At 36.8% G+C, this 26,110-nt stretch carries 21 protein-coding genes and 1 pseudogene; 11 read left to right on the top strand and 11 right to left on the bottom strand.

What is annotated here, in order from left to right:
* The first annotated feature begins 68 nt into the window (after nt 1–68).
* The gene (locus tag H0S70_RS02260; RefSeq protein ID WP_123904618.1) at nt 69–896 is read left to right on the top strand and encodes an SAM hydrolase/SAM-dependent halogenase family protein; all 828 of its coding nucleotides are present in this window, start codon (nt 69–71) and stop codon (nt 894–896) included.
* Nucleotides 897–1,001: 105 nt separating this feature from the next.
* Here the strand turns inward: H0S70_RS02260 and H0S70_RS02255 are convergent, their stop codons facing one another.
* A complete protein-coding gene (locus tag H0S70_RS02255; RefSeq protein ID WP_188321559.1) occupies nt 1,002–3,161 on the bottom strand; it encodes a M12 family metallo-peptidase in 2,160 nt (719 codons plus the stop codon).
* A gap of 152 nt (nt 3,162–3,313) precedes the next feature.
* Between H0S70_RS02255 and H0S70_RS02250 the strand changes: the two genes are divergently transcribed.
* Genes H0S70_RS02250 through gldG form a run of 3 tightly spaced genes read left to right on the top strand, consistent with a single transcriptional unit; the run spans nt 3,314 to nt 6,297 of the window.
* Nucleotides 3,314–3,856 carry a CopD family protein gene (locus H0S70_RS02250; RefSeq protein WP_188321558.1) on the top strand — a complete coding sequence of 181 codons (543 nt, stop codon included), beginning with the start codon at nt 3,314–3,316 and terminating at the stop codon, nt 3,854–3,856.
* A gap of 32 nt (nt 3,857–3,888) precedes the next feature.
* Entirely contained in the window at nt 3,889–4,617 is a 729-nt protein-coding gene (locus H0S70_RS02245) for an ABC transporter permease subunit (protein ID WP_188321557.1), read from the top strand.
* Between the two features lie 24 nt (nt 4,618–4,641).
* Nucleotides 4,642–6,297, top strand: coding sequence for a gliding motility-associated ABC transporter substrate-binding protein GldG (gene gldG / locus H0S70_RS02240; protein ID WP_188321556.1), 1,656 nt, complete (start codon nt 4,642–4,644; stop codon nt 6,295–6,297).
* A gap of 53 nt (nt 6,298–6,350) precedes the next feature.
* On the opposite strand, the gene H0S70_RS02235 is transcribed toward gldG, so the two are convergent.
* Entirely contained in the window at nt 6,351–6,779 is a 429-nt protein-coding gene (locus tag H0S70_RS02235; RefSeq protein ID WP_188321555.1) for a DUF4268 domain-containing protein, read from the bottom strand.
* Between the two features lie 84 nt (nt 6,780–6,863).
* Here H0S70_RS02235 and H0S70_RS02230 point away from each other — a divergent pair, with 84 nt between their 5' ends.
* The 5 genes from H0S70_RS02230 (at nt 6,864) to H0S70_RS02210 (ending at nt 11,658) form a co-directional block, all read left to right on the top strand.
* Nucleotides 6,864–7,271 (top strand): RrF2 family transcriptional regulator, encoded by a 408-nt coding sequence (locus H0S70_RS02230; RefSeq protein WP_031501695.1) that lies wholly within the window; start codon nt 6,864–6,866, stop codon nt 7,269–7,271.
* Nucleotides 7,272–7,355: 84 nt separating this feature from the next.
* A complete protein-coding gene (locus H0S70_RS02225) occupies nt 7,356–8,048 on the top strand; it encodes a phosphoadenylyl-sulfate reductase (RefSeq protein WP_123248010.1) in 693 nt (230 codons plus the stop codon).
* Between the two features lie 66 nt (nt 8,049–8,114).
* On the top strand, nt 8,115–9,023 hold the full coding sequence (cysD, locus tag H0S70_RS02220; RefSeq protein ID WP_188321554.1) for a sulfate adenylyltransferase subunit CysD: 909 nt from the start codon (nt 8,115–8,117) through the stop codon (nt 9,021–9,023).
* Nucleotides 9,024–9,081: 58 nt separating this feature from the next.
* Nucleotides 9,082–10,323 carry a sulfate adenylyltransferase subunit 1 gene (locus tag H0S70_RS02215; protein ID WP_188321553.1) on the top strand — a complete coding sequence of 414 codons (1,242 nt, stop codon included), beginning with the start codon at nt 9,082–9,084 and terminating at the stop codon, nt 10,321–10,323.
* A 27-nt stretch (nt 10,324–10,350) separates the two neighbouring features.
* Nucleotides 10,351–11,658 (top strand): TSUP family transporter, encoded by a 1,308-nt coding sequence (locus tag H0S70_RS02210; protein ID WP_188321552.1) that lies wholly within the window; start codon nt 10,351–10,353, stop codon nt 11,656–11,658.
* A gap of 50 nt (nt 11,659–11,708) precedes the next feature.
* On the opposite strand, the gene kbl is transcribed toward H0S70_RS02210, so the two are convergent.
* The 5 genes from kbl to H0S70_RS02185 all read right to left on the bottom strand — a co-directional run bounded on the left by kbl (nt 11,709) and on the right by H0S70_RS02185 (nt 20,350).
* Nucleotides 11,709–12,902: a glycine C-acetyltransferase gene (kbl, locus tag H0S70_RS02205; RefSeq protein WP_188321551.1), complete on the bottom strand. Its 1,194-nt coding sequence runs from the start codon at nt 12,900–12,902 to the stop codon at nt 11,709–11,711.
* Between the two features lie 142 nt (nt 12,903–13,044).
* Nucleotides 13,045–14,979, bottom strand: a complete 1,935-nt coding sequence (locus H0S70_RS02200; RefSeq protein WP_188321550.1) for a M1 family aminopeptidase — start codon at nt 14,977–14,979, stop codon at nt 13,045–13,047.
* Nucleotides 14,980–15,060: 81 nt separating this feature from the next.
* Nucleotides 15,061–16,509, bottom strand: coding sequence for a D-alanyl-D-alanine carboxypeptidase/D-alanyl-D-alanine endopeptidase (gene dacB, locus H0S70_RS02195; protein ID WP_188321549.1), 1,449 nt, complete (start codon nt 16,507–16,509; stop codon nt 15,061–15,063).
* A gap of 117 nt (nt 16,510–16,626) precedes the next feature.
* The gene (gene priA / locus H0S70_RS02190; RefSeq protein WP_188321548.1) at nt 16,627–19,074 is read right to left on the bottom strand and encodes a replication restart helicase PriA; all 2,448 of its coding nucleotides are present in this window, start codon (nt 19,072–19,074) and stop codon (nt 16,627–16,629) included.
* Nucleotides 19,075–19,180: 106 nt separating this feature from the next.
* Entirely contained in the window at nt 19,181–20,350 is a 1,170-nt protein-coding gene (locus H0S70_RS02185) for a proline dehydrogenase family protein (protein WP_188321547.1), read from the bottom strand.
* Between the two features lie 90 nt (nt 20,351–20,440).
* Here H0S70_RS02185 and aroB point away from each other — a divergent pair, with 90 nt between their 5' ends.
* Both aroB and H0S70_RS02175 read left to right on the top strand, forming a co-directional pair.
* Complete coding sequence (aroB, locus tag H0S70_RS02180; protein WP_123248019.1) at nt 20,441–21,481, top strand: 3-dehydroquinate synthase; 1,041 nt, start codon at nt 20,441–20,443, stop codon at nt 21,479–21,481.
* Between the two features lie 311 nt (nt 21,482–21,792).
* Nucleotides 21,793–22,416 (top strand): annotated as a pseudogene (locus tag H0S70_RS02175) (porin family protein).
* A gap of 65 nt (nt 22,417–22,481) precedes the next feature.
* Here the strand turns inward: H0S70_RS02175 and purF are convergent.
* From purF to H0S70_RS02155, 4 genes are read right to left on the bottom strand one after another with little or no spacing between them, the layout of a single operon-like run.
* On the bottom strand, nt 22,482–23,972 hold the full coding sequence (gene purF / locus H0S70_RS02170) for an amidophosphoribosyltransferase (RefSeq protein ID WP_188321546.1): 1,491 nt from the start codon (nt 23,970–23,972) through the stop codon (nt 22,482–22,484).
* A 22-nt stretch (nt 23,973–23,994) separates the two neighbouring features.
* Nucleotides 23,995–24,714 carry a phosphoribosylaminoimidazolesuccinocarboxamide synthase gene (gene purC / locus H0S70_RS02165; RefSeq protein WP_188321545.1) on the bottom strand — a complete coding sequence of 240 codons (720 nt, stop codon included), beginning with the start codon at nt 24,712–24,714 and terminating at the stop codon, nt 23,995–23,997.
* A gap of 40 nt (nt 24,715–24,754) precedes the next feature.
* Nucleotides 24,755–25,456 carry a DUF3307 domain-containing protein gene (locus tag H0S70_RS02160; RefSeq protein WP_188321544.1) on the bottom strand — a complete coding sequence of 234 codons (702 nt, stop codon included), beginning with the start codon at nt 25,454–25,456 and terminating at the stop codon, nt 24,755–24,757.
* Entirely contained in the window at nt 25,456–26,061 is a 606-nt protein-coding gene (locus H0S70_RS02155; RefSeq protein WP_188321543.1) for a SatD family protein, read from the bottom strand. The genes H0S70_RS02160 and H0S70_RS02155 overlap by 1 nt, the downstream gene beginning before the upstream one ends.
* Nucleotides 26,062–26,110 lie beyond the last annotated feature (49 nt).

Here is a 26,110-nt window from a genome sequence, read left to right as displayed (position 1 = left end):
TTTTTATTTTCCACAATGAGAAGAAAAATATTATTTTAAACTAAATTTGCGATTCTTTACAAATCATCATGTCTATTATTACATTCACATCAGATTATGGGTTGGTAGATCACAGGGTTCCTTCTGTGAAGGGAAAAATCCTGAGCTTAAATGAAAATGTAAAAATTGCAGATATTTCCCATGAAATCCAAGCCTATAACCTTCTTCAAACCGCGTACATCGTAAGAAATGCCTATTCTTTTTTCCCGAAAGGCACTGTTCATATTATTGCAGTTGATAGCTTTTATACCAAAGACAGAAAATGCATTCTTTATCAAGCGGATGGACATTATTTCATCGCGGCGGATAATGGAGTTTTAAGTTTAATTTTCTACGACATCAAGCCGGAAGCTGTGTACGAAATCACTTTTAACAATCGATTTGATGATGAAGTGAATTTCACCTCAACCGATATTTTTGCACCTGCAGCTGTTCACTTAAAAAATGGTGGCTTACCGGAAGTCATCGGAAGAAAATATAAAACCCCAAAGCAACTTTCGTTTCCACGACCAGTTTTTAATGAAAGCGAAAAAATGATTATCGGAGAAATCATGTATATCGATAATTTCGGGAATGTAATTTCAAACATCAGCAAAAAATTCTTCGAAAAAAACGGCGTTGGTTATGAAAATTTCATCGTGAAGTTCAGAAATTTGGCACTTTCTAGAATTTACAATCAATATACCGAGTTTGTCAGCGATTGGCAAAATGAGCACGAATATCATGGCAAATCTGTAGCAATCTTCAATGATGCGGGTTTACTGGAGCTTACTATTTACAAAGGAAATAGCCAAAATGGTGCAAAAACATTATTCGGCATGAAGGTTGGCGAAAGTATTTATATTGAATTTTTTTAATATTTATTAATAAAAAAAGCCGCCTCTTTGGACTGCCCCTAAAAAGTGTCTAACTTTTTGGGTGCAGTCTACTTTCGAGACGGCTTTTTCTTTGATTACAGAATTTTATCTGATTACTTTTTTGGTAACAGTTTCTTTGGACGTGATCACACTTACCACGTAAGTTCCTTTCGGGAAAGCGGTAAGATCTAGTTTTTCATCAGTTGAATTAGATTTCACGTTATTTTTCACCAATTTCCCTGATGCATCAAACACCGAATAAGAATGCATTTTATCTTTAGATTTGATGTCGAAAATTCCTTTTACAGACGATTGAGAAATGCTTACAGATGCTGTAGCAGAAGTTTCACCTGTAGCTAAGGTCATACATTCAAAATTAGCATTCCAACCTGCTGCATTAACTCCTGGATCAGAAATAAATCTTACGGTAATCGCACCAGTTGCATGGGTAGAAGTAAATGGACCTGGAATTGTAGTTCCGGAAAGTTGTGTACCTCCGCTAAATCTTGGGGAGCCAGTCGTTGGTCCGTTATAAACATTCATAAAATCATAATCGGCTTCGGTATCAAATAATGAGAAAGTAAGTTTCAATTTTTCATTTGAATTTGATGGATAGAAAGTTTTGGTAATAATTTGATTGTCTCCGTAATTAGCATCAGCTCCTCCCGGATCGGTAAATGCAACTCCACTACACCAGTTTGCATCAGTAAGAATAAGTTGTTCATAAGCAAAAGCTTGCGGCCCTGAACATTCGGTTCCCACAGAAACATTGTAGTAACTTCCTTCATTTAAATTATTGAACTGCAAAACTTTATTCGAAGTAATTCCGGAAGTAATTACAGTTCCGTCCATTTTAGCAAGTTTATACTTCCAACTTGTCGCTACATTATCCACAATGGTAGCAGTAGCCGAATTGGTTGTAACATTGCTCAAAGTAAGTCCGGTAATGGTAGATTCACAAGATGCCACACAATCTGTACCTAGACATCCTTTAGAGTTCACGGTAGCTCTAATCAAAGCACCCGGTTGAGGACCAAATCCGTTGGCAAAATTTATTCCGACAGAGGAAACCAAATGACAATAACTCATGATCGTACCTCCAGTTCCGGTTGGAAGTGGAGCGTCACAACCTTCATTATTTCCGGAAGCAGGTCCACAACCATCGATTGCGGTGTTATCACCATTCCAGTTACAAGCGTGAGTGTGAGGAGAACCTAAATTATGTCCAATTTCATGGGTCATTGCTTCGATATTCCATGAATAAGTAGGAACATCCTGATAGCTGAAATTCACTCCTGAGTAAGAATATTTGTAAGAACTACATAAAGCATTCACCCATGCGATACTTGTTGTAGCTGGGTTTCTCAACAATTGCGCAACATCTCCATTAAATGAAGTTCTTGTAGTTCGGAACTGATTCAAGATATTCGATGGACTTCCTGAATAAGGATCTGTAGTCGTCCAAACCATAATTTCACTTAAAGCAACAGTAATTCCGTCATTTGCATAAAGCGTAGAAATATTATTGTGCATTGAAGTAACCCAGTTGGTCGTTGTAGTAACGTTAGAACCATTTTGGGTGTAAGGACCGTAACCTGCTTCGTAATAAATTCTCACACAGTTATCGGTTTTCTTTGCCGTCATCGTTTTCGGATCGTAAGATGGAGCTGCCAATTTTTTATTTTCAACCAACTCATCTGCGGAGCACGAAAAAGGATTTTCGCCTTTCAGTTTTTGGTCATTATAAGAAACAAATTCATCCGCGTTTTTGGATTTACCGATAACAATGTTCCCAATATTTTTAATGGAAGTTACGCCAACCACATCATCTTTGAAAAAACTAATTGCTACAAGCGATTCCTGATCACCTTTCACAATTCCCTGATAGTACACTCCCGGCGTGTAATTGATGTAGCCTTTATCGGTATTAACTTTGAAATCATGTGTGAAAAAATTGTTTTTCACCAATTCTACAGTGATGTTTTTCCCTTCAAAAGGAAAATCCATTTCTAAAGCTTCGGGTTTTTCAGTATTAATCCTCAGCAATTCAGCTTTTTGCAGTTTCATCACGGTAACACCTTCTGCTGCAGTGCGGTAAGCAATCTGCTTATTCGGTGACGAATCCACAGTGAAGGGACTGTACTTTACAAAAGCTTTGTTGGCAACGTGCGCGTTTTTCACTTTTTCCGCAACCGGTTTTAATTCCTGAGAAAAACCGAATGAGAAAAAGGCCAAACCAAAACACAATTGGAAAATTCTTTTCATATTGATATTTTAAAAATTATTAGTTTACAAAAAAACTAAAAAAAAAATCGAACTCTTCCTTAAAAACGCAATTTTAACATTAATAATAAGACAATCATATCCATACCATTTCCTAAACATAAATCTTTTATCTTTGCACATAAATTTTTCAGATGCTTTATACCATTATCAAAGCCATTCACATCATTTTCATGGTGAGTTATTTTTCAGGAATTTTTTACCTGGTTCGGCTGTTCGTTTATTATAAAGACACTGATGTTTTTGAGGATCAAAAAAAACAAATCCTACGAGCACAATACATTTTCATGGCGAGAAGATTATGGAATATCATCACCGTTCCAGCAGGAATCATCATGCTTGCAAGCGGTTTAACGATGATTTTTTTAAATTTCGGGTTAATGAAAACACCTTGGTTTCACCTGAAACTCACCTTTTTGATTGGACTTGCATTTTATCATTTCTGGTGCTGGAAAAAAGTTTTACAAATGAAAATTCTCGCCGGAAACACTTTACCAATAGCAAACATCAAACTTCGGCAAGCTAATGAAATCGCTACTTTCATCCTATTTCTCGTCGTATTTACAGTGATTCTAAAATCGATGGTGATTGAATATTGGTGGCAATTAATTGTAGGGTTTTTCGTTCTGGTTTTTGCCATTATGATGACCGTAAAATTGGTCAACAAGAAAAAATAAACTTTTATTTTCAAATAAATTCATTATAAAAAATGATTGCAATATTTAAAAAAGAACTCTGGAGTTATTTCGGAAATTGGAGCGCTTGGCTGATCATCGCAGCGTTCAGTTTAATCGGAACCCTTTTTCTGTTTTTCTTCGAAAACGATTCCAATATTTTCGATATCGGAACTGCTTCTCTTCAAAGTTATTTCGTTTTGGTTCCTTGGTTGCTCATGTTCATCATTCCCGCTATTTCGATGAAAACTTTGGCAGAAGAGCAACAATCCGGAACTTTGAACTGGCTTTTCTCACAACCAATAAAAATCTCCGAAATCATCGTCGGAAAATTTCTTTCCGTATGGCTGGTTGGAATTCTTTGCTTAGTTCCATCCGTTTTTTATTTGTATACGGTTTATGTTTTGGGCGTTCCGGAAGGCAATATCGATTTGGGAGCAACTTTCGGAAGTTATTTCGGATTGGTCATTCTTACCGCAGCATTTTCGGCTGTCGGAATCTTGGCTTCTTCCCTTTCTCAGAACCAAATTATGGCTTATTTACTCGGCGTTTTCCTATGTTTTATTTTCTATTTCGGGATCGAGCAATTGGCAAGTTATAAATTATTGGGCGGTGCAGATTATGTGCTTTCCAAACTTGGATTTTATCAGCATTTTCTAGCTTTCACACGCGGTTTAATCGACACCAAAGATGTTTTCTATTTCATTTTAGTAATAGGAATTTGTTTGTTTTTGGCAAAAATTTTTGTAGAAAAGAAAAAATAATCTGAACCGTTTAGACATTTAAAAATGAACAAAAAGAACATTATATATAGCATTCTCGCACTCGTTTTATTGGCCGGAGTTTTCGGAATTTTCTCGAAACGACTGGATCTTACTCAGGAAAAAAGATATACCCTCTCCGATTCTACCATTAAGATTTTGGAATCGGTTGAAAAACCTTTAACAGTCGATGTTTATCTGGAAGGTGATTTCCCGGCAAGTTTCCGCCAATTGCAGAATGAAACGAAATTTATGTTGGAAGAATTTAGAAAAATCAATCCGAAAATCGATTACAAATTCATCGATCCGATTAAAACCAAAATGTCGAAAGATACTTTGGCTGCAATGGGAATGCAACCTTCGATCCTTCCGGACATGAAAGATGGTAAAATCTCGGAAATCGTGATGTTTCCGTTTGCTGCCATTAAATATAATTCTTACGGCACATCAATTCCTTTAATCATCAACCAAACAGGAATCGATGCTTCCGAACAACTCACCCGCTCGATCGAAAATTTGGAATATAATTTTGCTTCAAATATTAAAGCCATTACCGAAGAAAAAAAGAAAAATATCGGAATTCTGATCAATCAAGACGAATTGGGGCCGGAACAATTTCAAGGTTTTATGGAAATGGCGCTCGAAAATTACAACGCAGGTCCGATAATCCCGGCAAACGAAAAAGAATTAACCTTAGCCGACGTTCCTAAATTGAAAAATATGGACGCTTTAGTCATCGCAAAACCACGAAAACCATTCACCGAAAACGAAAAAGTAATCCTCGATCAATACATCATGAATGGCGGAAAAACTTTGTGGATGATTGATGCCGTAAATGCTGAAATGGACACTCTTTTTCAATCAAAAAAAATCATGGCATACCCGATGGATACCAATCTTACGGATTTCTTTTTCAATTACGGAATCCGCATCAATCCGGGATTGGTGAAGGACATGCAGAAATCCGCACTGATCAGAATTGTTTCAGGTGAAGTGGCAGGAAATCCACAATTCAGTAGTTTTCTTTGGCCTTATTTCCCACTCGGAATTGCTGAAAACAAAAACCCGATTACCAAAAATATCAATCCGGTAAAATTCGAATTTCCGACTTCCATCGACACTTTGGGAAGAAAAAATATTAAAACAAATGTTCTTTTCGAATCCAGCGAAAGAACCAATGTGAAACAAGTCCCGAATTATATAGCTTTAAGCGAGATTGTACGTACAGATTCCCTTAGTGAGTTCGACCAACCAAGCAGTCCAAAAATTTTCGCTGTAAGTTTAGAAGGTAAATTCAATTCTGCGTACGCTTCGAGAATTGAAAGAACAAATTTCCCAAATTTTAAAGCGCAAAGTGCAGACAATAAAATGATCGTAATTGCCGACGGCGATATCGGAAAAAACCAGGTTTACAAAGGAAAAGCACTGCCTTTGGGCGAAGATTTGCTCACTAAACAAACCTATGGAAACGAACAATTCCTGAGAAATGCACTCGATTTTCTTTTGGATGATTCTAATTTAATGGAACTCCGAAACCGAAATATCGAAGCACGCTTGCTCGACCGACAAAGAATTGACGAAGAAAGATCGAAATGGCAATGGATTAATTTACTGATTCCTATTGCATTGATCGGACTTCTAGGAGGATTTTTCTTCTGGCTTAGAAAAAAGAAATTTGCTTAAAAATTCATTTAAATAAAAAACGATTTCAAAATTTGGAACCGTTTTTTATTGTATTAAACATCTTTGATAAAATCTTCGTAATCGTAAAAAAACCTTTCGAAACCGTCCATTTTCTCCACGAAAAATTCGAAAATTTCATGCCACGAATTTTTGTTGAAAATCGAAACATTTTCTTTGGAAACCCAAATTCTGGAAATTACTTTACCGTTTTCCAAAGTGTAAAATTCGTCTTTATAAAAATCGCCAACTTCTTCTCTGAGAATTTCCTCCAGCGACCAAATCTTCTCGTAATAAGCATTTCGGAAGAGTTCATCTTTCATTTCGATATCGATAGAAACTTCAGCTTTCTTGTTGTCTGCGTAAAATTTAAAAGAAAAATCTTTAATTTTCGTGTCATACAATAACCATTTTCTAGGAAAACTTTTCCCAAATGCGATCCAAAAATCTTTTTTTAGTTGTTGTGCTTCCTGTTTACTGAACATAATCTAAAGTAAATTTATGCGAACTTAATCAATTTTAAATGGAAGTCGAAATTTTATATTTTCTATTTTTATTACTTTTGCTAAATGTTATCCAAAAAATCGCAATACGCACTGAAGGCACTTTCATATCTTGTTGAAAAACAAAGTGAAGGTCCGATTTTGATTTCCGAAATTGCAGAAAAAAAGAAAATTCCTCTTAAATTTTTAGAAAACATACTTTTAGAACTCAAAAAAGCAGAAATTCTTGACAGTAAAAAAGGGAAAGGTGGCGGCTATTTTTTCAGTAAAAATCCACGAGATATTTCCTTAGCGAGAATCATTCGATTGGTAAATGGTCCGATTGCAATGTTGCCTTGTGTAAGTCTTAATTTCTATGAAAAGTGCACCAATTGTACGGAAGATCACTGTTCGCTACACGATGTTTTGATCGAAGTTCGCGATGCGACGCTGGCTATTTTGGAAAAAAAATCGCTTTTAGAATTAAAGGACTAAGCTTTTTTTTGGGATAAAAGTCTACCTATTTTGTAGATTAAATATTAATGAACTAAATTTGCCAGCACAAATAAAAAGTTCAATATGCTTTCAACTGACGATATTGTACATCTCGAAAATTTATCCACCGAGGAAAGTCTTCTCTTCATCACCGAAAAAATATCTGAAGGAGTGGTTTTTTCGACTTCTTTAGGACAAGAAGATCAGGTAATTACGGATATGATTTTTCGAAATAAACTGAATATTAAAGTTTTCACTTTGGATACGGGAAGACTATTTTATGAACATTACGAATTGCTTTCTCAGAACAATTCACGCTATAAAACCAAAACTGAAGTTTATTTTCCCGATGCAAATGATGTAGAAAAATATGTGAATGAAAAAGGAATCAACGCTTTTTTTCATTCCGTGGAAAATCGAAAAGAATGTTGCTACATCCGCAAAGTGAAACCATTGAATCGAGCTTTGGAAGGTGCAAAAATATGGATTACCGGATTGCGCAGTGAACAATCTGAAAATCGAGAAAACATGAAAATGGTCGAATGGGACGGCGACCGGAAACTTTTCAAATTCAATCCGTTGATTCACTGGACCTATCAGGATGTTTTAGATTATATCGAACAGCATAATGTTCAGGATTTGCCTCTTCATAAAAAAGGATTTATCAGCGTTGGCTGTAAACCGTGTACCAGAGCCATAGCAGAAGGTGAAAACCCGAGAGCCGGCCGGTGGTTTTGGGAAGAATCCCAGAAGGAATGTGGACTGCACTCGAAATAAATCGCTGGCCAAACTTCTTTATTTTTTTTATTTAATTAAATTTTCAAAAAATTTTTAGTGATCAATATGAGCAAATATCAATTAGACTATCTGGAACAATTAGAAGCCGAAAGTATTTTCATTATGCGCGAAGTAGCAGCACAATTTGAAAATCCAGCATTGCTTTTCAGTGGTGGTAAGGATTCCATCACGCTGGTTCATTTGGCAAAAAAAGCTTTCGCACCAATGAAAATTCCATTTCCGTTGGTACATATTGACACCGGACACAATTTCCCGGAAGCATTAGCATATCGTGATCATTTGGCCCAAGAAATCGGTGCTGAACTGATCGTAAGAAAAGTTGAAGATACGATTCGCGAGAAAAAACTGACCGAACCGAAAGGCAAATTTGCTTCCCGAAACTGGCTTCAAACCCATACCCTGCTGGATACGATTGAGGAATTCAAATTTGATGCTTGTATCGGAGGAGCCCGTCGCGATGAGGAAAAAGCCAGAGCCAAAGAACGTTTTTTCTCTGTACGTGACGATTTCGGGCAGTGGGAACCGAAACTTCAACGGCCAGAACTTTGGAATATCTACAACGGAAGAATTCAAAAAGGTGAAAATGTGAGGGTATTCCCAATTTCAAACTGGACTGAACTTGATGTGTGGAATTACATTAAAAAAGAAAAAATCCAGCTGCCATCGATTTATTTTGCGCATCAAAGAGATGTTATTGAATACGATGGTCAATTAATCGCCGTCTCCGATTTCATTACGATTGATGAAAACGACACCATTATCAACAAAAAAGTACGTTACAGAACTGTGGGTGATATGACTTGTACCGCTGCTGTAGAAAGTGATGCCGCAACTTTGGACGAAGTGGTGAATGAAATTATGGCGTCCAGAATTTCCGAACGTGGCGAAACCAGAATTGATGATAAAGTGACCGAAGCTGCAATGGAAGACCGAAAAAAAGGAGGTTATTTTTAAGTTTTTTCTTTAGGACAAAACCCAACTCATTTTCACCCAATTTTTACTCAAAATCAACATGGATATATTAAGATTTATTACCGCCGGAAGTGTAGATGATGGAAAAAGCACCTTGATCGGAAGACTGCTTTATGACAGCAAAAGCATTTTGGTAGACCAGCTTGAAGCCCTAGAAAAACAATCGAAAAATAAAAACGCAGACGGGATAGATTTAGCAATCCTTACCGACGGTTTACGCGCCGAAAGAGAACAAGGAATTACCATCGACGTTGCTTATCGATATTTTTCCACTCCGAATAGAAAATTTATTATCGCCGATGCTCCGGGACATGTTCAATATACCAGAAACATGATCACGGGAGCTTCCAATTCGCAGTTAATCATCATTTTAATTGATGCCCGACAAGGCGTTATCGAACAAACCCGAAGACATTCCATCATCGCTTCACTTTTGAAAATGAAACGCGTAGTAGTGGCCGTAAACAAGATGGATTTGGTAGATTATTCTGAAGATGTTTTCAATAGCATTAAAAAAGATTATGATCAAGTCGCAAATAGTCTTGGTTTGAAAAACGTAGCTTACTTCCCTATTTCCGCTTTTAATGGAGACAATATTGTAGACAAATCCGAGAAAATGACGTGGTTTAATGACGAACCATTGCTCACTTTTCTGGAAAATGTTGAAGTAAATGAAGATGTAGATTACGAAAACGCACGATTTCAGGTTCAGTATGTTATTCGTCCGCAAACCGAAGAACTGCACGATTACCGTGGCTATGCAGGGCAAATTATTTCCGGAACTTATAAAAAAGGAGATCGAATAACCATCCTTCCGGAAAATATTGAAACTACGATTTCTAAAGTGGAAACCGGCGGTACTGAAGTAGAAGAAGTTTTTGCGCTCCAACCTGCCGTTTTACATATCGCTGATGATATCGATGTAAGCCGCGGAGATTTTTTTGTGAAATCTGAAAACAAACCACGTGTTGAAAATGAATTTGAAGCTTTAGTTTGCTGGCTCGATAAGCGCGAACTTACCGAAGGAAACAAGTATTTTATTCAACATAAAAGCAGACTTATAAAAACCGTTGTGAAAGAAATCGAATACAAAATCGATGTCAATACATTGCAACAAACTCCGGTTTCGGATTCAGTAAAACTGAATGAAATCGTAAAAGTACGTTTGAAAACAGCATCACCATTAGTTTTTGATGCTTTTGAAAAAAATAATTCAACAGGAAGTGCAATTTTGGTCGACGAAACCAGCAATTCAACCGTTGGAGCGGTAATGCTTTTGTAAATTCTAACAAAATATTTACCGAATTCAATGTCGTCCGAACACAATATTCAGCATCAATCTTTGAGTGTTTTCCTGAATCTGGAAAACCTGAAAGTGCTTATTGTAGGCGGTGGAACAGAAGCTTTGGAAAGCCTTAAAACAATTATTAATAGCTTTCCGAATACTAAAATTAATTTGATTTTCGAATCGGTTTCTGATGAGATTAAACGATTCGCTGAAGGAAAAGATACCATTAAAATTCAAGAAAGACGGTTTTTCGAAGACGATTTTTATAATGCTCATATCGCGCTGATTACCGATTTGGGAGTCGAATTTTACACCGAAATCATCGATATTGTTCAGAAAAAAAATATTCTTATCAGTATCGCCAATCAACCGGAACTAAGTGATTTTCAACTTGAAAATTTCATTTCAAAAAATAAAGAATCGGTTCTGAAAGAACAAAAACTGAAATGGCAATATTCCAAAGAAGCGAAAAAATACCGGCGACTTGTGATCTATTTATCACTTGCTTTTGCTGCTTTTTTCTTGGGAATTGCATTTGATAATTACTTTTCGTACACGCAAGCGAAAGATTTTGTTTACGAAATTCCGAATGAATTTTATTGGATGCTTGCGATCGGATTTTTCGCCCAAATGGTGGATGGCGCTTTGGGAATGGGTTATGGTTTGACGAGTTCCACCCTAATGCTCGGTATGGGAATTAAACTGCCTTCCATCTCCGGATCCATTCACACTGCAGAAATGTTTTCGAGCGCGATGAGTGGTTATTCTCATTACAAATATGGAAATGTAAATAAAAAAATGTTGCTTTATCTCGCTGTTCCCGGCGTTATTGGAGCGGTTTCAGGATCATTATTACTAATTTATTTGGGCAATGAATATGAGAATCTTGCAAAAGGCTTGATGGCAACTTACACCCTGATTATGGGCTATAGAATTACCCGATTGGCCTTCAAAAAAATTATGGTGAAACAAAAAACCCATATCGGGAGACTCGGGTTTTTCGGAGGAATGATGGACGCATTCGGTGGCGGAGGTTGGGGGCCAATTGTTACTTCTACTCTACTTTCCAAAGGGCGAAAAACCAACTATGTCATCGGAACGGTGAGCATGGCGGAATTTTTCGTTACTCTTGCCGCAGCGATTGTTTTCTTTTCAAGTTTGGGAGTTTCAAATATCGAAATCATCTTGGGATTAATTATCGGAGGAGTTCTTGCTGCACCCATTGCAGCTCGATTAGCAGGAAAAATGCCCCGAAAAACTGCGCTGATCTTGGTTGCACTTCTACTAATTGTTTCGAGTGCCAGAAATCTTTATAAAATATTTTTCTAAATAAAAAACCTCCCGAAACGGAAGGTTTTTAGCATTTTTTTCGCTCTAAATTAAATAACACTCAATTCTTTTCCCACTTTTTCAAATGCGACAATCGCTTTATCCAACTGTTCTTTCGTATGTGCCGCAGAAAGCTGAACGCGGATTCTCGCTTTTCCTTTTGGCACAACAGGATAGAAAAATCCGATTACGTAAATTCCTTCATCCATCAGTTTTTCTGCCATTTTTTGGGCTAAAGGAGCATCATAAAGCATTACCGGAACAATCGCAGCGTCACCATCGGGAATGTCAAATCCTTTGGCTTTCATCTCGGTTCGGAAATATTCGGCATTTTCCATCACGCGATCTCTGAGCGATGTATCTTCAGAAATCATATCCAAAACTTTCATCGCCGCCCCAACAATTCCCGGAGCCAATGAATTTGAGAACAAATACGGTCTGGAGCGCTGTCTCAGCATATCAATAATTTCTTTCTTTCCGGAAGTAAATCCCCCCAAAGCACCGCCTAAAGCTTTTCCTAAAGTTGAAGTAATAAGATCAACTCTACATATCACGTCGTTCGCTTCGTGCGTTCCGCGGCCGGTTTTTCCGATAAATCCGGTAGCGTGGGAATCGTCAACCATTACCAGACAGTCATATTTTTCTGCAAGATCGCAAACTCCCTTTAAGTCAGCAACAATTCCATCCATGGAGAAAACTCCATCGGTAACGATGATTTTGAAACGGTGATTTTTTTCGGAAGCTGCCTTTAGCTGTGCTTCTAAATCCTCCATATTGTTATTTTTGTAGCGGTATCTCGCAGCTTTGCAAAGACGAACTCCATCAATAATGGAAGCGTGATTCAATTCATCTGAAATAATGGCATCTTCTTCTGAAAATAAAGGTTCGAAAACACCGCCGTTCGCATCAAAACAAGCTGCGTAAAGAATCGTATCTTCCATTCCTAAAAATTTGGAAATTTTCGCTTCAAGTTCTTTATGGATATCCTGAGTTCCGCAAATAAAACGAACCGAAGACATCCCGTAACCGTGGCTTTCGATCATATCTTGGGAAGCTTTCATCACTTCTGGATTATTTGAAAGTCCTAAATAATTGTTTGCACAAAAATTGAGCAATTTCTTCCCATTCGCCTCGATCTCGGCGGATTGTTGGGAAGTGATAATTCTTTCAGTTTTAAAAAGTCCGTCGTTTTTGATATTTTGTAATTCGTTCTGAAGGGTTTCCAGATAATTTTTAGAAATCATAATAGAATTTATTTAGAAATGCTAATTTAACAAAAAAAGCCTTGATGGAAAGACCAAAGCAATGGTTTTTAAAAAAGAATTTATTTGAGTTACTTAAAAAAAAGTCATAAAAAAAACCTTCATTGCTGAAGGTTTCTGATTTTTATTGTTTAACGAATTTGAGATTCTGAATATCAATTTTGAAGATATAAACTCCTTTCGAAAGCGATGTAACATCCACCGATTTTCCTGAAGAAATACTTCCTTTTTTAATCAATTTCCCGTCGATGCTAAAGATTTCGAAATTTTGATCTTTAGAAATTCCTGAAACTGACAATTGATTTTTCACCGGATTTGGATAAATTTTCACGGCGTCCTTCGAAGAATCATCAACAGCAAGAATCGACGTGTCTTTGGTTACTGTCGAGTTTCTTTGAATAATTTGATTTTCATAATTGAACTGAATGCTAGAAACCGGAAAGTTGATCAGGTTAGCAAAATTCTGATTATTTGTCGTATGATCTAATGTTAAATACGCAACCTGACCACCGTTGCCATTCACCTTGATCGGCAATGGCATTTCAAAGAAGCTGACAGACGAATGACTTTGCGTTTGACTTACTTTAATTCTCAACATATCATCAGAGGTTTGGTTCCAACGGATTTGATAAGTCGGATAACCTTGTCCGTAGATCCAATCGTTGAAAAATTCAGTAAAATCTTTTCCGGTAGATTGAAGCAGAGAGTTCTTCAAATCGGCTGTTTTCGCATATCCATATGCCAATTCCGGTCTTGCATGATAATCTTTGATTGCTGAATAAAATGCTTCATCACCCAAAATCCACTTGAGCATTCGTACGACATATCCGCCTTTAGAGTAAGTTAATCTTCCACTGAAAATAGTTCCTGTATTTCCAAGATTACCATCTGCTACATACACACTTCCGCCCGGAGAGCCTGTAATATAACTCATTTCAGAACTCAGGTAGTTTAGAAATTGAGAATTCGTCATCAATAATTTTTCGTTGGCAAGATGTTCCCCAAAAGTCGCAAAACCTTCGTTGAGCCAAATGTCATTCCATGCTCCACAAGTAACTTTATCACCAAACCATTGATGCGCAAGTTCGTGAGCGATGATTCCGCGTCCCCACGATCCCATTGAAGACATTGTAGCATGTTCCATACCGCCTCCCCAACTAAATTGCATATGACCGTATTTTTCGTTTCGGTAAGGATAAGGTCCAAAATATTCTTCGAAAGTATTCATCACTGTTTTTGTCCAGTTGATATTCGAAATCGTAGTTGTATTGGTAGCTGTGGAAGGATATAAATAATTAACGAAAGGAAACGGCGGTGTTCCCATCGTATCGTTAAGTTTCGTATATTTCGTTATTCCCAATGCAATTAGATAAGCAGGAATTGGATAATTGGTTTGCCAAAAAGTGAGTTTTCTGCTTCCGGTCAATGAAGTTTCAGAAATCAATTTCCCATTCGCTGCCACGCTGTATTGCGATGGTGTATTGATTTTGATATCAACTTTTTCAATTTTGTCATTCAAACTTTGCTTTGTCGGAAACCATTCCTGAGCTCCGTAAGGTTCGGAAAGTGTATACAAAACAGGTGTTCCACCTTGCGTAGAAACAGTGAAAGCATCGCCTGCACTTCCGCCGGTATCCGGAGTGCCAGAATATTTAATGGAAAGCGAATCCAAAGTCGCTGCAGGAATATTTGACGGAAAATCTATTTTAATTTCCTTTGTACTCAGTTGCGTAAAAGGAAGATTAGAACCGTGATATTTCACTTCTGAAACAGAAAGCACATTAGAAAGATCAAAATAAATGCTTGAAATATTCTGATTTGGAACGAAATAGCTGGTAACCATTCCGCTCACGAAATGTTGGGCCGGATCCAAATCCAATTCCAGTCTTTGATATTTTAAGTCATAATTGAGCGTATTCGGGTTGACATTGTAGTCAACCATTTTCGAATACTTTTGAAGCTCATTTCGAATCATGCTTTTTCTTTCGGCCTCCTCATTTTTCTGAGAAAATGCCTGCACAAAAAATACTGCAAAAGCAATTAAATAAAGTTTTTTCATTAAGGTAGATTTTTGGCTAAAGTTAAAAAAAACCTCTCAATTATTATTGAAAGGTTAATGATATCATTAATTTATTATCTACTAAAGATTAAGAGCCGGCTCCAAAAGTTGTTCCATTCGGCTTTTCACCTGATCTACGGAACCAGCGTAATTATTGATGAGCAAAGAGAAAACCAATGTTTTGCCACTATAGGTTTTCAGGTAACCTGCCAAAGTTTTTACTTTATTTAATGTACCGGTTTTGGCAAAAATTTGTCCGTTGCCGTTTCCTAAAAACATTCTCTTCAACGTTCCGGTTTGTCCGCCAATCGGTAAAGATTCAAAATACGTTTTATAATATTTTTCATTCATTAAATTGGTTAAAAATTTCGCCTGTGAAATGGGTGTTACCAAATTGCTTCGTGATAAACCGCTTCCATCCATATAATTCAGGCCGTTGGTATCAAAAGAAATTTCCTTCAGATGATCCACCACTACTTTCCTACCGCTTTCTAAAGTTTGATCTCCGTTTTTCTGAAAACCCACCATTCGCAAAGTAGCTTCTGCCAAAGAATTATCGCTACGTTGATTAGTATAATAAATGATCTCGGATAAAGTCGGCGACTGATAGTTGGTGATTGTTTCTCTTTTTTCAGGATTAAGATCTGTAGTTTTAGAAACCACACTTCCTGTCACAGGCAAACCTCTTTTGATCATTGTCGCTTTTAAATTATTGGCAAGATAAGCTGGTGCATCGGGCAATTTTGTGGTAAGTCCAGATCCGTTAAATTTATCGGCATAAACCATTTGATTGATATACGGAGAAATGTAATAGAAATTCTTGTTTTCGGCAAAAGGATTGACTTGTTTGGCAATTAATTTCTCATTTTGTGGATTAATTTCATAGGTAGAACCCACCGGCAAATAATAGCTTCCATTTTCCAACCAAACGATATTCGCGGGCAAACTTTGCATTTTATTCATTTTGAAAACCGCAGTTTGGATGATGATATCGCCATTAACCTTCTTGATTCCTTTCTGTGAAATTGCGCTCATGAAATCGGCAATGATTGCACTATAGGAAGAAGCTCCCGCTTTATTAGTTCCTAATGATGGATCGCCGCTTCCAACGATATACAAATTTCCTTGCAAAACTCCGTCTGCATCAATAGTTCCGGAATGTTCTAACTGAGTATTCCAACGAAATTTTTCTCCCAAAAGATTCATTGCGGTTTCAGTAGTTAGAAGTTTGGTGGTAGATGCCGGAACCAAAGAAGCGTTTTCATTGTAGGAACTCACCACTTTTTTGGTTTTAGGATCATATATCACAAAACCCCAATTCGCATTTCGAAGCACCGGATCGTTCATTAACGAATTGATTTTAATGTCGACCAACTCTTTAGCTGACATTAATTTTTCTGGTGCGGAAATATTTGAGGAGTGAGTTTCGTAGGATTGAGGATAGTTTGAAGAAGCAAAAGTTCCTTGTCCGAATGCAAATGCAGAAATCGCAAAAGCAGTAGAGACCAATATATTTTTAAGTCTAATCATTTACATTTAATTTGATGATCTGAATAATGCTCTTTATTCAACGTTCAAAAATATAAATTATTACCGAGCTACCATGTTTTGAAGCTTATAAAACGTCGTAAATTATGTTAAAAAATGTTAAAAGTCGACAAATATCAGTTTTTTAATGCTCTGATATGCAGTAATTTCCTCAAATTCATCAAAACTTTGAAGTAAAATATTTTTGAATTCTTTATACTTTTTCCCTCGTGGAAGTTTGAGTAAAATTTGATATTGATACATCAAATTCAGTTTTCCGATAGGAGATTTTTCCGGTCCTAGAATGCATTCTTCCGGAAGATATTTTCTAAGAATTGAACCTAAAAACTGAGAGGCGCGGTTCACTTTATCTTCTTTTCGGTGTTTTAGTTCAATCATGATTAACTTCACAAAAGGCGGATAGAGAAATTTTTTCCTTTCTTCCAGGAAATGTCGGTAGATTTTCTCCTGATTATTATCTTTAATTAATTGAAAAACTGAATGTTGCGGATTGTAGGTTTGAATAAAAACTTTTCCTTCACCCGAGATTCTCCCGGCTCTTCCGGAAACTTGGGTGATCAACTGAAAAGCCCTTTCTTCTGCCCGAAAATCTTGTACATACAACATCGAATCTGCTCGAGGAATCGCGACCAATTCTATATTATCGAAATCTAAACCCTTGGAAATCATTTGCGTTCCTACCAAAATATCGGTTTCGCCACTTTCAATTTTTTCGTATAATTTTTCATAAGCGAATTTCTTCCTCATCGAATCTACATCCATTCGGTCGACTTCCGAATCAGGAAAAAGCCGCGAAATCTCTTCGTGAACCTGTTCCACACCCACTCCACGTTCATTCAAATTTTCGGAATGACATTTCGGACACACTTTCGGTTTAGCCGATTTTTGCCCGCAATAGTGGCATTTCATCTCATTCGAAAACTTGTGATACGTCATCACCACATCACAATTCGAGCAATAATTCACATAGCCACAACTTTCACATTCCACTACATTGGCGTATCCACGGCGATTGTGGAGAATCATGGTTTGTTTTTTCCGTTCTAGTTCAGTTTTTATTTCGCTAATTAATTGTAAAGAAAAATTCCCAATCACTTTTTTGGAATCCTGCGCTTCTTTAAAATTAATCAATTCAAATTCAGGAAGTTTCACCTTTCCGAAACGTTCGGATAAAAAAATATATTTCAATTTTTCGGTTTTGGCCAAATAGTAAGATTCAACTGAAGGAGTCGCCGAACCCAATATTACTGGAGCATGATACAATTTTGCCAAAACTTGGGCCGCATCTTTGGCATTAAAAAAGGGGGAAACTTCTCTTGGTTTGTACGCAGAATCGTGCTCTTCATCAACCACAACCAAACCTAAATTCGAGAACGGAAGAAACAACGAATTTCTAGTTCCGATGAGTATTTTCAGTTGATTATTCTTTATTTTTCGCCATACTTCAACCTTCTCAAAATCCGTCAGTTTTTGATGATAAAAACCGAGTTCTTTGCCATATTTTTTTTCTAACCGCTGTACAATTTGTTTGGTAAGTGCAATCTCCGGGAGCAAAAAAAGGACGTTTTTTCCTTCGGAAACTGTTTCTTCAATTTTCTCTAAATAGATATGGGTTTTCCCCGAAGAAGTCACGCCGTGGAGCAAAACATTTTTTCCGATTTCGAAAGCTTCATCAATCTCTTTCTTCGACTGCAACTGGGTTTCCGTGAGCTTTTCAATATTTTCTATTTCGCCATCGTACACTTCCAAACGATCTTTTTGAAGATAATATTCCTGAACCAAATTTTTTTCCACCAGAGATTTCAATTGTGGCTGAGAAAAATTTCCTTCTTCGAAAACTTCAGATTTTTTTAAATCTTTTTCGGGATTTTCGGTATGTTTTTCAAGTAAATAAAGAAACAATTCCTGTTGCTTCGGCGAACGTTTCAGCTCCAAAAGAATTTCCGGAATTTTCCGTTTTGAAATTTCTACTTCATTGATTTTCAAGTAAGCAACTTCTTTCGCCCTATATTTCTCTGCAATTTTTTCATCAATTTCAATGTATTGAAGGTCGATCAAAGAATTAATGGTTTTCACAATTTCTTTTTTCGGAATAAATGCTTCAATTTCAGTTAAATTGATCAATTGCCGAACTTCCAAAGCTTGAATTAAATACATTTCATTCACATCCAAATTCTGAAAATCTACCGTGATATTGGGTTTTAATTTTAGATAAGTTTCGCTCTCCAGCTTTAATGAGGAAGGAAATGCGTATCTATAAATCTCGCCCAAATTGCATAGATAATATTCCGAAATCCATTGCCAGAAAGCAATTTGCTCTTCCGGCAGAATTGGAGAATCATCAAGAATGTTCAGAATTTCTTTTGGTACAAAATTTTCGGGTTTGCGATCGTGGATTTCCGTGACGATTCCTGTATAAATTTTTTTGCCACGAAATGAAACCAAAACGCGCATTCCGGGTTGTAAGATTTCAACCAAATCATCAGGAACTTTATAAGTGAAAGTCCCTGCAAGATTGAGCGGTAAAATAATTTGGGCAAAAGTCAATTCAATAGATTTTTTGAAAATTCATGCAACATCGAAAGACAAATTTAATGAAAAAGAGTTGGAAAAAAATCCAACTCCGATCTATTTAAAATTGTAAGAAAAAAGATTAATTTCCTTTTCTTCTTTTCAATTCTTTGCTAATTAAAGACAATTCGCGGCCGGTTTGACCTGCTACAGAGGTATTTTCTTCGGCGCGGCGCGTGAGGTAAGGCACCACATCTTTCACCGGGCCATAAGGTAAATATTTCGCCACATTGTATTTTTGGTCGGCAAGGGTGTACGTGATATTGTCGCTCATGCCATAAAGTTGCCCGAAATAAATGCTTTCGGAACTGTTTTCTAGATCTTTTCCCTGCATTTTATTCATCACCAATTCGGTGGAGATCTCGTTATGCGTTCCGAAAAATCCTGAAACACGATCTATATTTTGCATCACGAAATCGATTGCTGCATTGTAATTTTTGTCGGAAGCTTCCTTATTGGGTTGGATCGGATCTGGATAATTCATTTCGGCAGCTCTTTCTCTTTCCTTTTCCATGTACGCACCACGAACAATTTTGTATCCAATATAATATCCTTTTTCTTTCGCACGTTGGAGGTTTTCCTGCATATATTCGATGCGTCCGGTTCGGTACATTTGAATGGTATTCCAAACGATGGGTTTTTCACGGTTGTATTTCTCCATCATTTCTTCCACCAAATGATCTGCTGCGTCTTGCATCCAAGATTCTTCTGCATCCACCATCACTTTTTTGTTGTTTTCATGGCAAAGTTGACATACTTCATCAAATCTTTTGACCACACGCGCCCATTCTTCTTTTTGGCTTTCAGTCAATTCAGTTCCCTTCCCCACGGCTTCGTAAATATCAATTCTTCCAAAAGCAGTGGGCTTAAAAACAATAAAAGGAATCGCAGGATTTCCAACAGAAAAACGTACGATATCTTTAATTTCCTGGCAAACCGCATCAAAAGTTTCTTCCTCTTCTTTGCCTTCAATGGAATAATCGAAAATACTTCCCACGCCTCGCTTGAACATTCTGATCACTGCCTTCATGCTCTCTTCCCTAGTTTCGCCACCGCAAAATTGCTCAAACAACGTAGCTTTTACTAAATCACCGGCAAGTGGAAAATTATTGTGGACCGTAAAATTCAAAATTCTGGTTCCTATTTTGGTTAAAGCCGGTTGCTCGATTAATTTGAACATCCAGTAAGCTTTTTTTAACTGATAATCTGATTTGTCGGCAAATGCCAATGCTGTGTTGTTGAAAATACTCATTGATACTTTTTAATACGCGCAAATTTAATAATACTATATGAATTGATAAAACGAATTTAAAGTTTAATTTTGCGTAAAATTTTTCTCGATATGATTTCCGTTTTAGACCAGAATTTTTCTCAACTTAATCAATTTTTAAAGAATTTAAAACCTTCGAAACTTTTCATTCTAGTTGATGAAAATACGCATGAATATTGCCTTCCGACAGTTTTGGGAAATTTAGAAACCGAAATCCCTTTTGAAATCATCGAAATTGAAGCTGGCGAAGAACTGAAAACCATCGAAACGGCGACACAACTTTGGGAAATCCTCTCCGAATTTGAGGCCGATAGAAAATCATTACTATTGAATCTTGGTGGCGGAGTAATCACCGATTTGGGTGGATTCGTTGCTTCCACTTACAAACGTGGAATACCTTTTATCAATGTACCAACCACGCTTTTGGGGATGTGCGACGCTTCTATTGGCGGAAAAACAGGAATTGATCATAAATTTTTAAAAAACATTGTAGGAACTTTTGCCGAACCACAACAAATCTTTGTTTACCCCGATTTCCTGCAAACCTTGCCTTTCGTGGAAATAAGAAGTGGATTTGCCGAGATGTTGAAACACGGTTTAATTGCTGATGGAAAACATTGGAAAGACCTCAGTTCCATCGAAAATTTGAATCCAGAGAGCATTTATCCTTTCATAGAAACTTCGATGAAGATTAAGCAAAATGTAGTCGAAATTGATTTTAAAGAACAAAATATCCGCAAAACATTAAACTTCGGACACACGATTGGTCATGCTGTGGAAAGCTTATTTTTGCAAAGCAATCAGCTGATTCCTCATGGCGAAGCCGTTGCGCTAGGAATGATTTGCGAGACGCATCTTTCTTGTCTGGAAAACCTCATCAACGCGGAAACTGAAGAAGAAATCATCAAGAAAATTCGAAAATTCTATCCTTATATTTCTATTCATGCTTTCTCAAGCGAACAATTGCTGGCTTTAATGAAAAATGATAAGAAGAATTCCGACGGAAAAATAAGTTTTGCACTGATTGACAAGATTGGAAATTGCCAATTTGACTGTGCGGTTTCGGGAGAAAACATCATTTCAGCATTGCATTTTTATCAAAGTTTGGCGTAAAAAGCAGAAAATGATATTATTTTGCACATAATGTTAAAGAAAATTTACACCATAAAATATTTAGAAATGATTAATTTATAGTATTGATTATTAGCACTTTAAATAAAAACATAATTAAACCATTGTTTAAATTTTTGTAAAATTTATGTTTTTTGGCACAGCATTTGAAACATCCCTCTCGTAAAACAAATTTAAAAAACGTGAGATTTGAGAAGCGTTTCTGAAAGTAAGCCTGAAAAATTAATTCGCTTACATATTTTAAAAGAAACGATTATCAAGTTTTAAAAAAAATTAATTAAAATTTAAAAATTATGAAAAAGTTATTTTTAGGTGCAGCAATCGCAATGAGTTCATTGACATTCGCACAGCAATTTGGTGTTAAAGGTGGTATGAATGTTTCTTCACTTTCAGATGATGCAACATTAAGCGACCAAGAATCTTAAATTGGATTTAACGCCGGTGTATTTATGAATGCTCCTTTAGCAGAGAACTTCAGCATTCAGCCAGAGGTATTATATAATGACCTTGGTTCAAAAGTGACAAGAAGTACAGAAATTTTAGGGAATACTTACTCTGCAGATTACTCTAGAAACTTAGGTTACATTTCAGTACCGGTAATGTTCCAGTACAATGCAACTCCAGCATTCTACCTTGAAGCAGGACCACAGTTTGGTTTCTTAGTAAGTGCTAAAGACAAATTCAAAAACTCTACTAACGGAAGTACAGACAATGCTACTATCGTTGCTTTGGACAAAGACAATTTCAACACTTTTGATTTTGGAATTGGTTTAGGAGCTGGATATTATTTCACACCTAATTTAGGTTTAACTGCTAGATATACTGCAGGATTATCAGACATTATCAAAGATAACCCAGGTGATTCAGTTAAAAACAATGTATTCCAAGTTGGTTTAGCTTACAAATTCAGTAAGTAATAGCACACTTCATATCAAAAACACAATTTATATAGAAAAGGTTGGGAAATTTCCCAACCTTTTTTTTATTCATCAGTATAATCTGGGTTAGGTCCCGCCGGAACCGGATATTCTTCGGTAAAACAACCGAAACAATGGTTGGAACTTCCCAGGATAACTTTCAGATTATCCATACTTAAAAACTCCAACGAATCAACACCCAAATAATCCCGCAACTCCTCTACTGACATATTGGCGGAAATTAAATCGTCTTTCGAAGGCGTATCAATTCCCAGATAACACGGCGCAATAATCGGTGGTGAAACGCTGCGGAAATGGATTTCTTTTACTCCCGCATCTTTCAAAATTTTTACCAAACGTTTCGATGTTGTTCCACGAACGATGGAATCATCAATAATCACTACCCTTTTCCCTTTAATTTCTGACAGAATGGGGTTGAGTTTTAAATTCACTATTCTTTCCCGCATTTCCTGGGTTGGAACGATGAAACTTCTTCCGATATACCGATTTTTAATCAAGACAGGACGAAAAGGAATCCCCGAAGCAATAGAAAAACCAATCGCCGCGGGAACCCCTGAATCCGGAACACCAATAACAATATCTGCTTCTACAGGAGCCTGTTCCCAGATTTTCATCCCGGATTTTTCGCGTATTTCGTGAACATTAATGTTCTCTAACTTGGAATCTGGTCTTGCGAAATAAATATATTCAAAAGCACAGATGCGGTTTTCACAGTTTTCTTTCACAAGAAAAGATTTCAAACCAGATTCATTTTCGCTGGTATAAACGATTTCTCCCGGCAAAATATCTCGAACATATTGCGCACCAACAGCGTCTAAAGCGACAGATTCCGATGCTGCAACGAAGGTTTTCTCGTCAATCGCTCCCAAAATCAGAGGGCGGATGCCGTGAAAATCTCGGAAAGCAAAAAATTTATTTCGTGTCATTCCCACCACTGAATAAGCGCCTTCAATCTTTTCCATTGTGGCTTTGATGGCTCCTCGCAAACCGAGATCCAAGTTTTTCTGAATCAATCTTAAAATTACTTCAGAATCGGAAGTTGCCTTGAAAACAACTCCTTCTGCTTCGAGTTCTTTTTTGAGTTCCTCAGCGTTGGTCAAATTTCCATTATGAGCGATGGAAAGGATGATTTGGTCGTATTCGTTTTTCGCAAAGAAAGGTTGAAAATTATACTTCTTTTTGTCGCCCGCTGTGGTATATCTTGTATGTCCAATTGCGGAATTTCCCATGAAAGTTTCGGGTTCGCGAATGTTTTTGTACACATCGAGCACGAGACCTTCATCTTTAATATTGAAAATTTTTCCATTTTTCATTACCGAAATACCGCAAGCTTCCTGACCGCGATGTTGCAATGCAAAAAGGCCGAACTGCGAAAGTGAAAAGGTATCTAGATCCTTATCGGAGTACAGTCCGAAGATTCCGCATTCTTCAGAGGGTGCATCAAAAAGGTCTTCGGATTTCAGCAAATTTCTTCCGTAGGTTCTTTCTTTGAACTGGTTTAAATAATTTACTTTATGTTGTTGTAAATCTTTCATTTTTTACTTTTCTCCCAAAAAATTATTTGTTCAGCACCTTTTTCAATCTTTCGTAGATTTCAACGTAAGCTTCTGTTACCTCGCCCAAATCTCTTCTGAAACGGTCTTTATCCAATTTTTTCATGGTATCTTTATCCCAAAGTCTGCAAGTATCGGGTGAAATTTCGTCGGCAAGAACAATTTTTCCGTCTGCCGTTTTGCCCAATTCGATTTTAAAATCAACCAAAATAATATTCATTTTATCGAAAAGATCGATCAAAATTTCGTTGATATCTGAAGTAAGTTCATACATTTCATCAAGTTCTTCATAGGTAGCTGCACCTAAAAAAACCGCGTGATGATCATTGATAAGTGGATCTCCCAATTCGTCTTTTTTATAACAAATATCGAAAATAGTCACCGGCGATTTTATGCCTTCTTCCACCCCTAATCTTTGCGCCATACTTCCTGCAGAATAATTCCGAACTACCATTTCCAGAGGAATAATATTCACTTTCTTAACCAACTGCTCTCTTTCATCCAGTTTTTTAATGAAATGCGTCGGGATTCCTTTTTCATTCAAATATTCGAAAATCATGGTGGTGATGGCGTTATTCATCTCACCTTTCAAATCTACACTTCCTCTTTTTTGTGCGTTAAATGCGGTCGCGTCATCCTTGAAACGAACAATCACTTCATTCGGCTGATCGGTTTCGAAAACTTGTTTTGCTTTTCCTTCATAAAGCATTGCTCCTTTTGTCATTTTTATTTTTTATTTGATTATTTCAACTGTTTTTTTTAATTTAAATTTTAACTAGAATCCCTGTCAATACAGCGATTCCGAAACTTAATAAAGTTCCTATCAATACGTACTCTGTCAGTTTTCTTTGCTTTGCTTCTGCCAAATCACTAAATCTGAAAACCGATTTTGCGGCAATCATAAAACCCACGCCTTCCCAATGGTCGACAAGGATGAATACGAAAACCAAAAGTCTTTCGAGAATTCCTATGTATTTCCCTGCATTCACTAAGGATTCCGTTTGTAACTTGCTGTGTTCTACGGTAACTGGAGTCCAAATCGAGATTAATGTTTTGATAAAAATAGAAGATGGAACTGTTAAAAAAACCACGGCCGTGATGAGTTTTAAAGATTCAGAATTAAAGAAATCGTCCCACATGAAATATGGAAAATACAACATCGATACCGCGACGATAACTAAAATATGAAGCAATTGATCCACAAAAAACCAGGTTCGTTTAGTTTTTGCATTTTGAAAATTCAGCTTTGCCCAATCGATCAAAAAATGCGAAACCCCGATAACTGCAGCGATCCACCAAAGCTCAATATTCCATAAAAAAACAAAAGCCAAAACCGTGTGAAGCAAAATATGCAAATACAAATAACCACTTCCCGCTTTTTTCCGCTCTTTATCAGCAACCCACGAATTGGGCTGTAGAAGAAAATCTCCTAACAAATGTGCCAATATGAGAGGAATAAAAATCATTAGAGTTCTGCTATTTTTTTTCTAAAAAACAAATCCGTTTCCTGAATCAAATCAAAATGAGATCGCTTAATTCGTTGACTTACTGATGATTGAGTAATATTTAATTCCTTTGCTAATTCTTCTTGCGTAAGTTCCGGATTGATCAGCAACCGGTGAATAATTTCCGCAGTGGCAACCGACCAACTGTCGAAATCAATCGAAGTCCATTTAAAAAGAATATTTAAATCGCGGTTCACTTTATCATTTTCGGTTTTTATCGCCAAGGTACGTCCTTCGGTTGTTATATCATTTAAAAGTCGCCCGGAATTTACGTAAGCAGAGCCGTTTGATTCGGTAATTTTTTCAGACAGAAAAACTTCATTTCCGATGCCGATTGCCAATCTTACATCCAGATTCTCAAAAGTTTTGATGAGTGATTTTATCATCAATGATTTTGAAAAAACTTCATCCACACTACATTTCAACTGAAATTCGTCGCCACGATATACTTCCCAATTTTCAGGAGTTGCAGACCAACTTCCCAATAAATTTTTCAACTTAGGAAGCCATAATTCAGAATCAGTATTTTGAGAATTTATAATATCTCCAGTAATAATGGCAATCATTTCGCAAATATAAGCAATTGCCCTTATAAAACCTAAATATAAGCCAAAT

Source organism: Chryseobacterium manosquense (assembly GCF_014623485.1).
Classification (GTDB): Bacteria; Bacteroidota; Bacteroidia; order Flavobacteriales; family Weeksellaceae; genus Kaistella; species Kaistella haifensis.
Note: the sequence above shows the minus strand (reverse complement) of the source record. Positions and strands in the feature narration are given on the sequence as shown.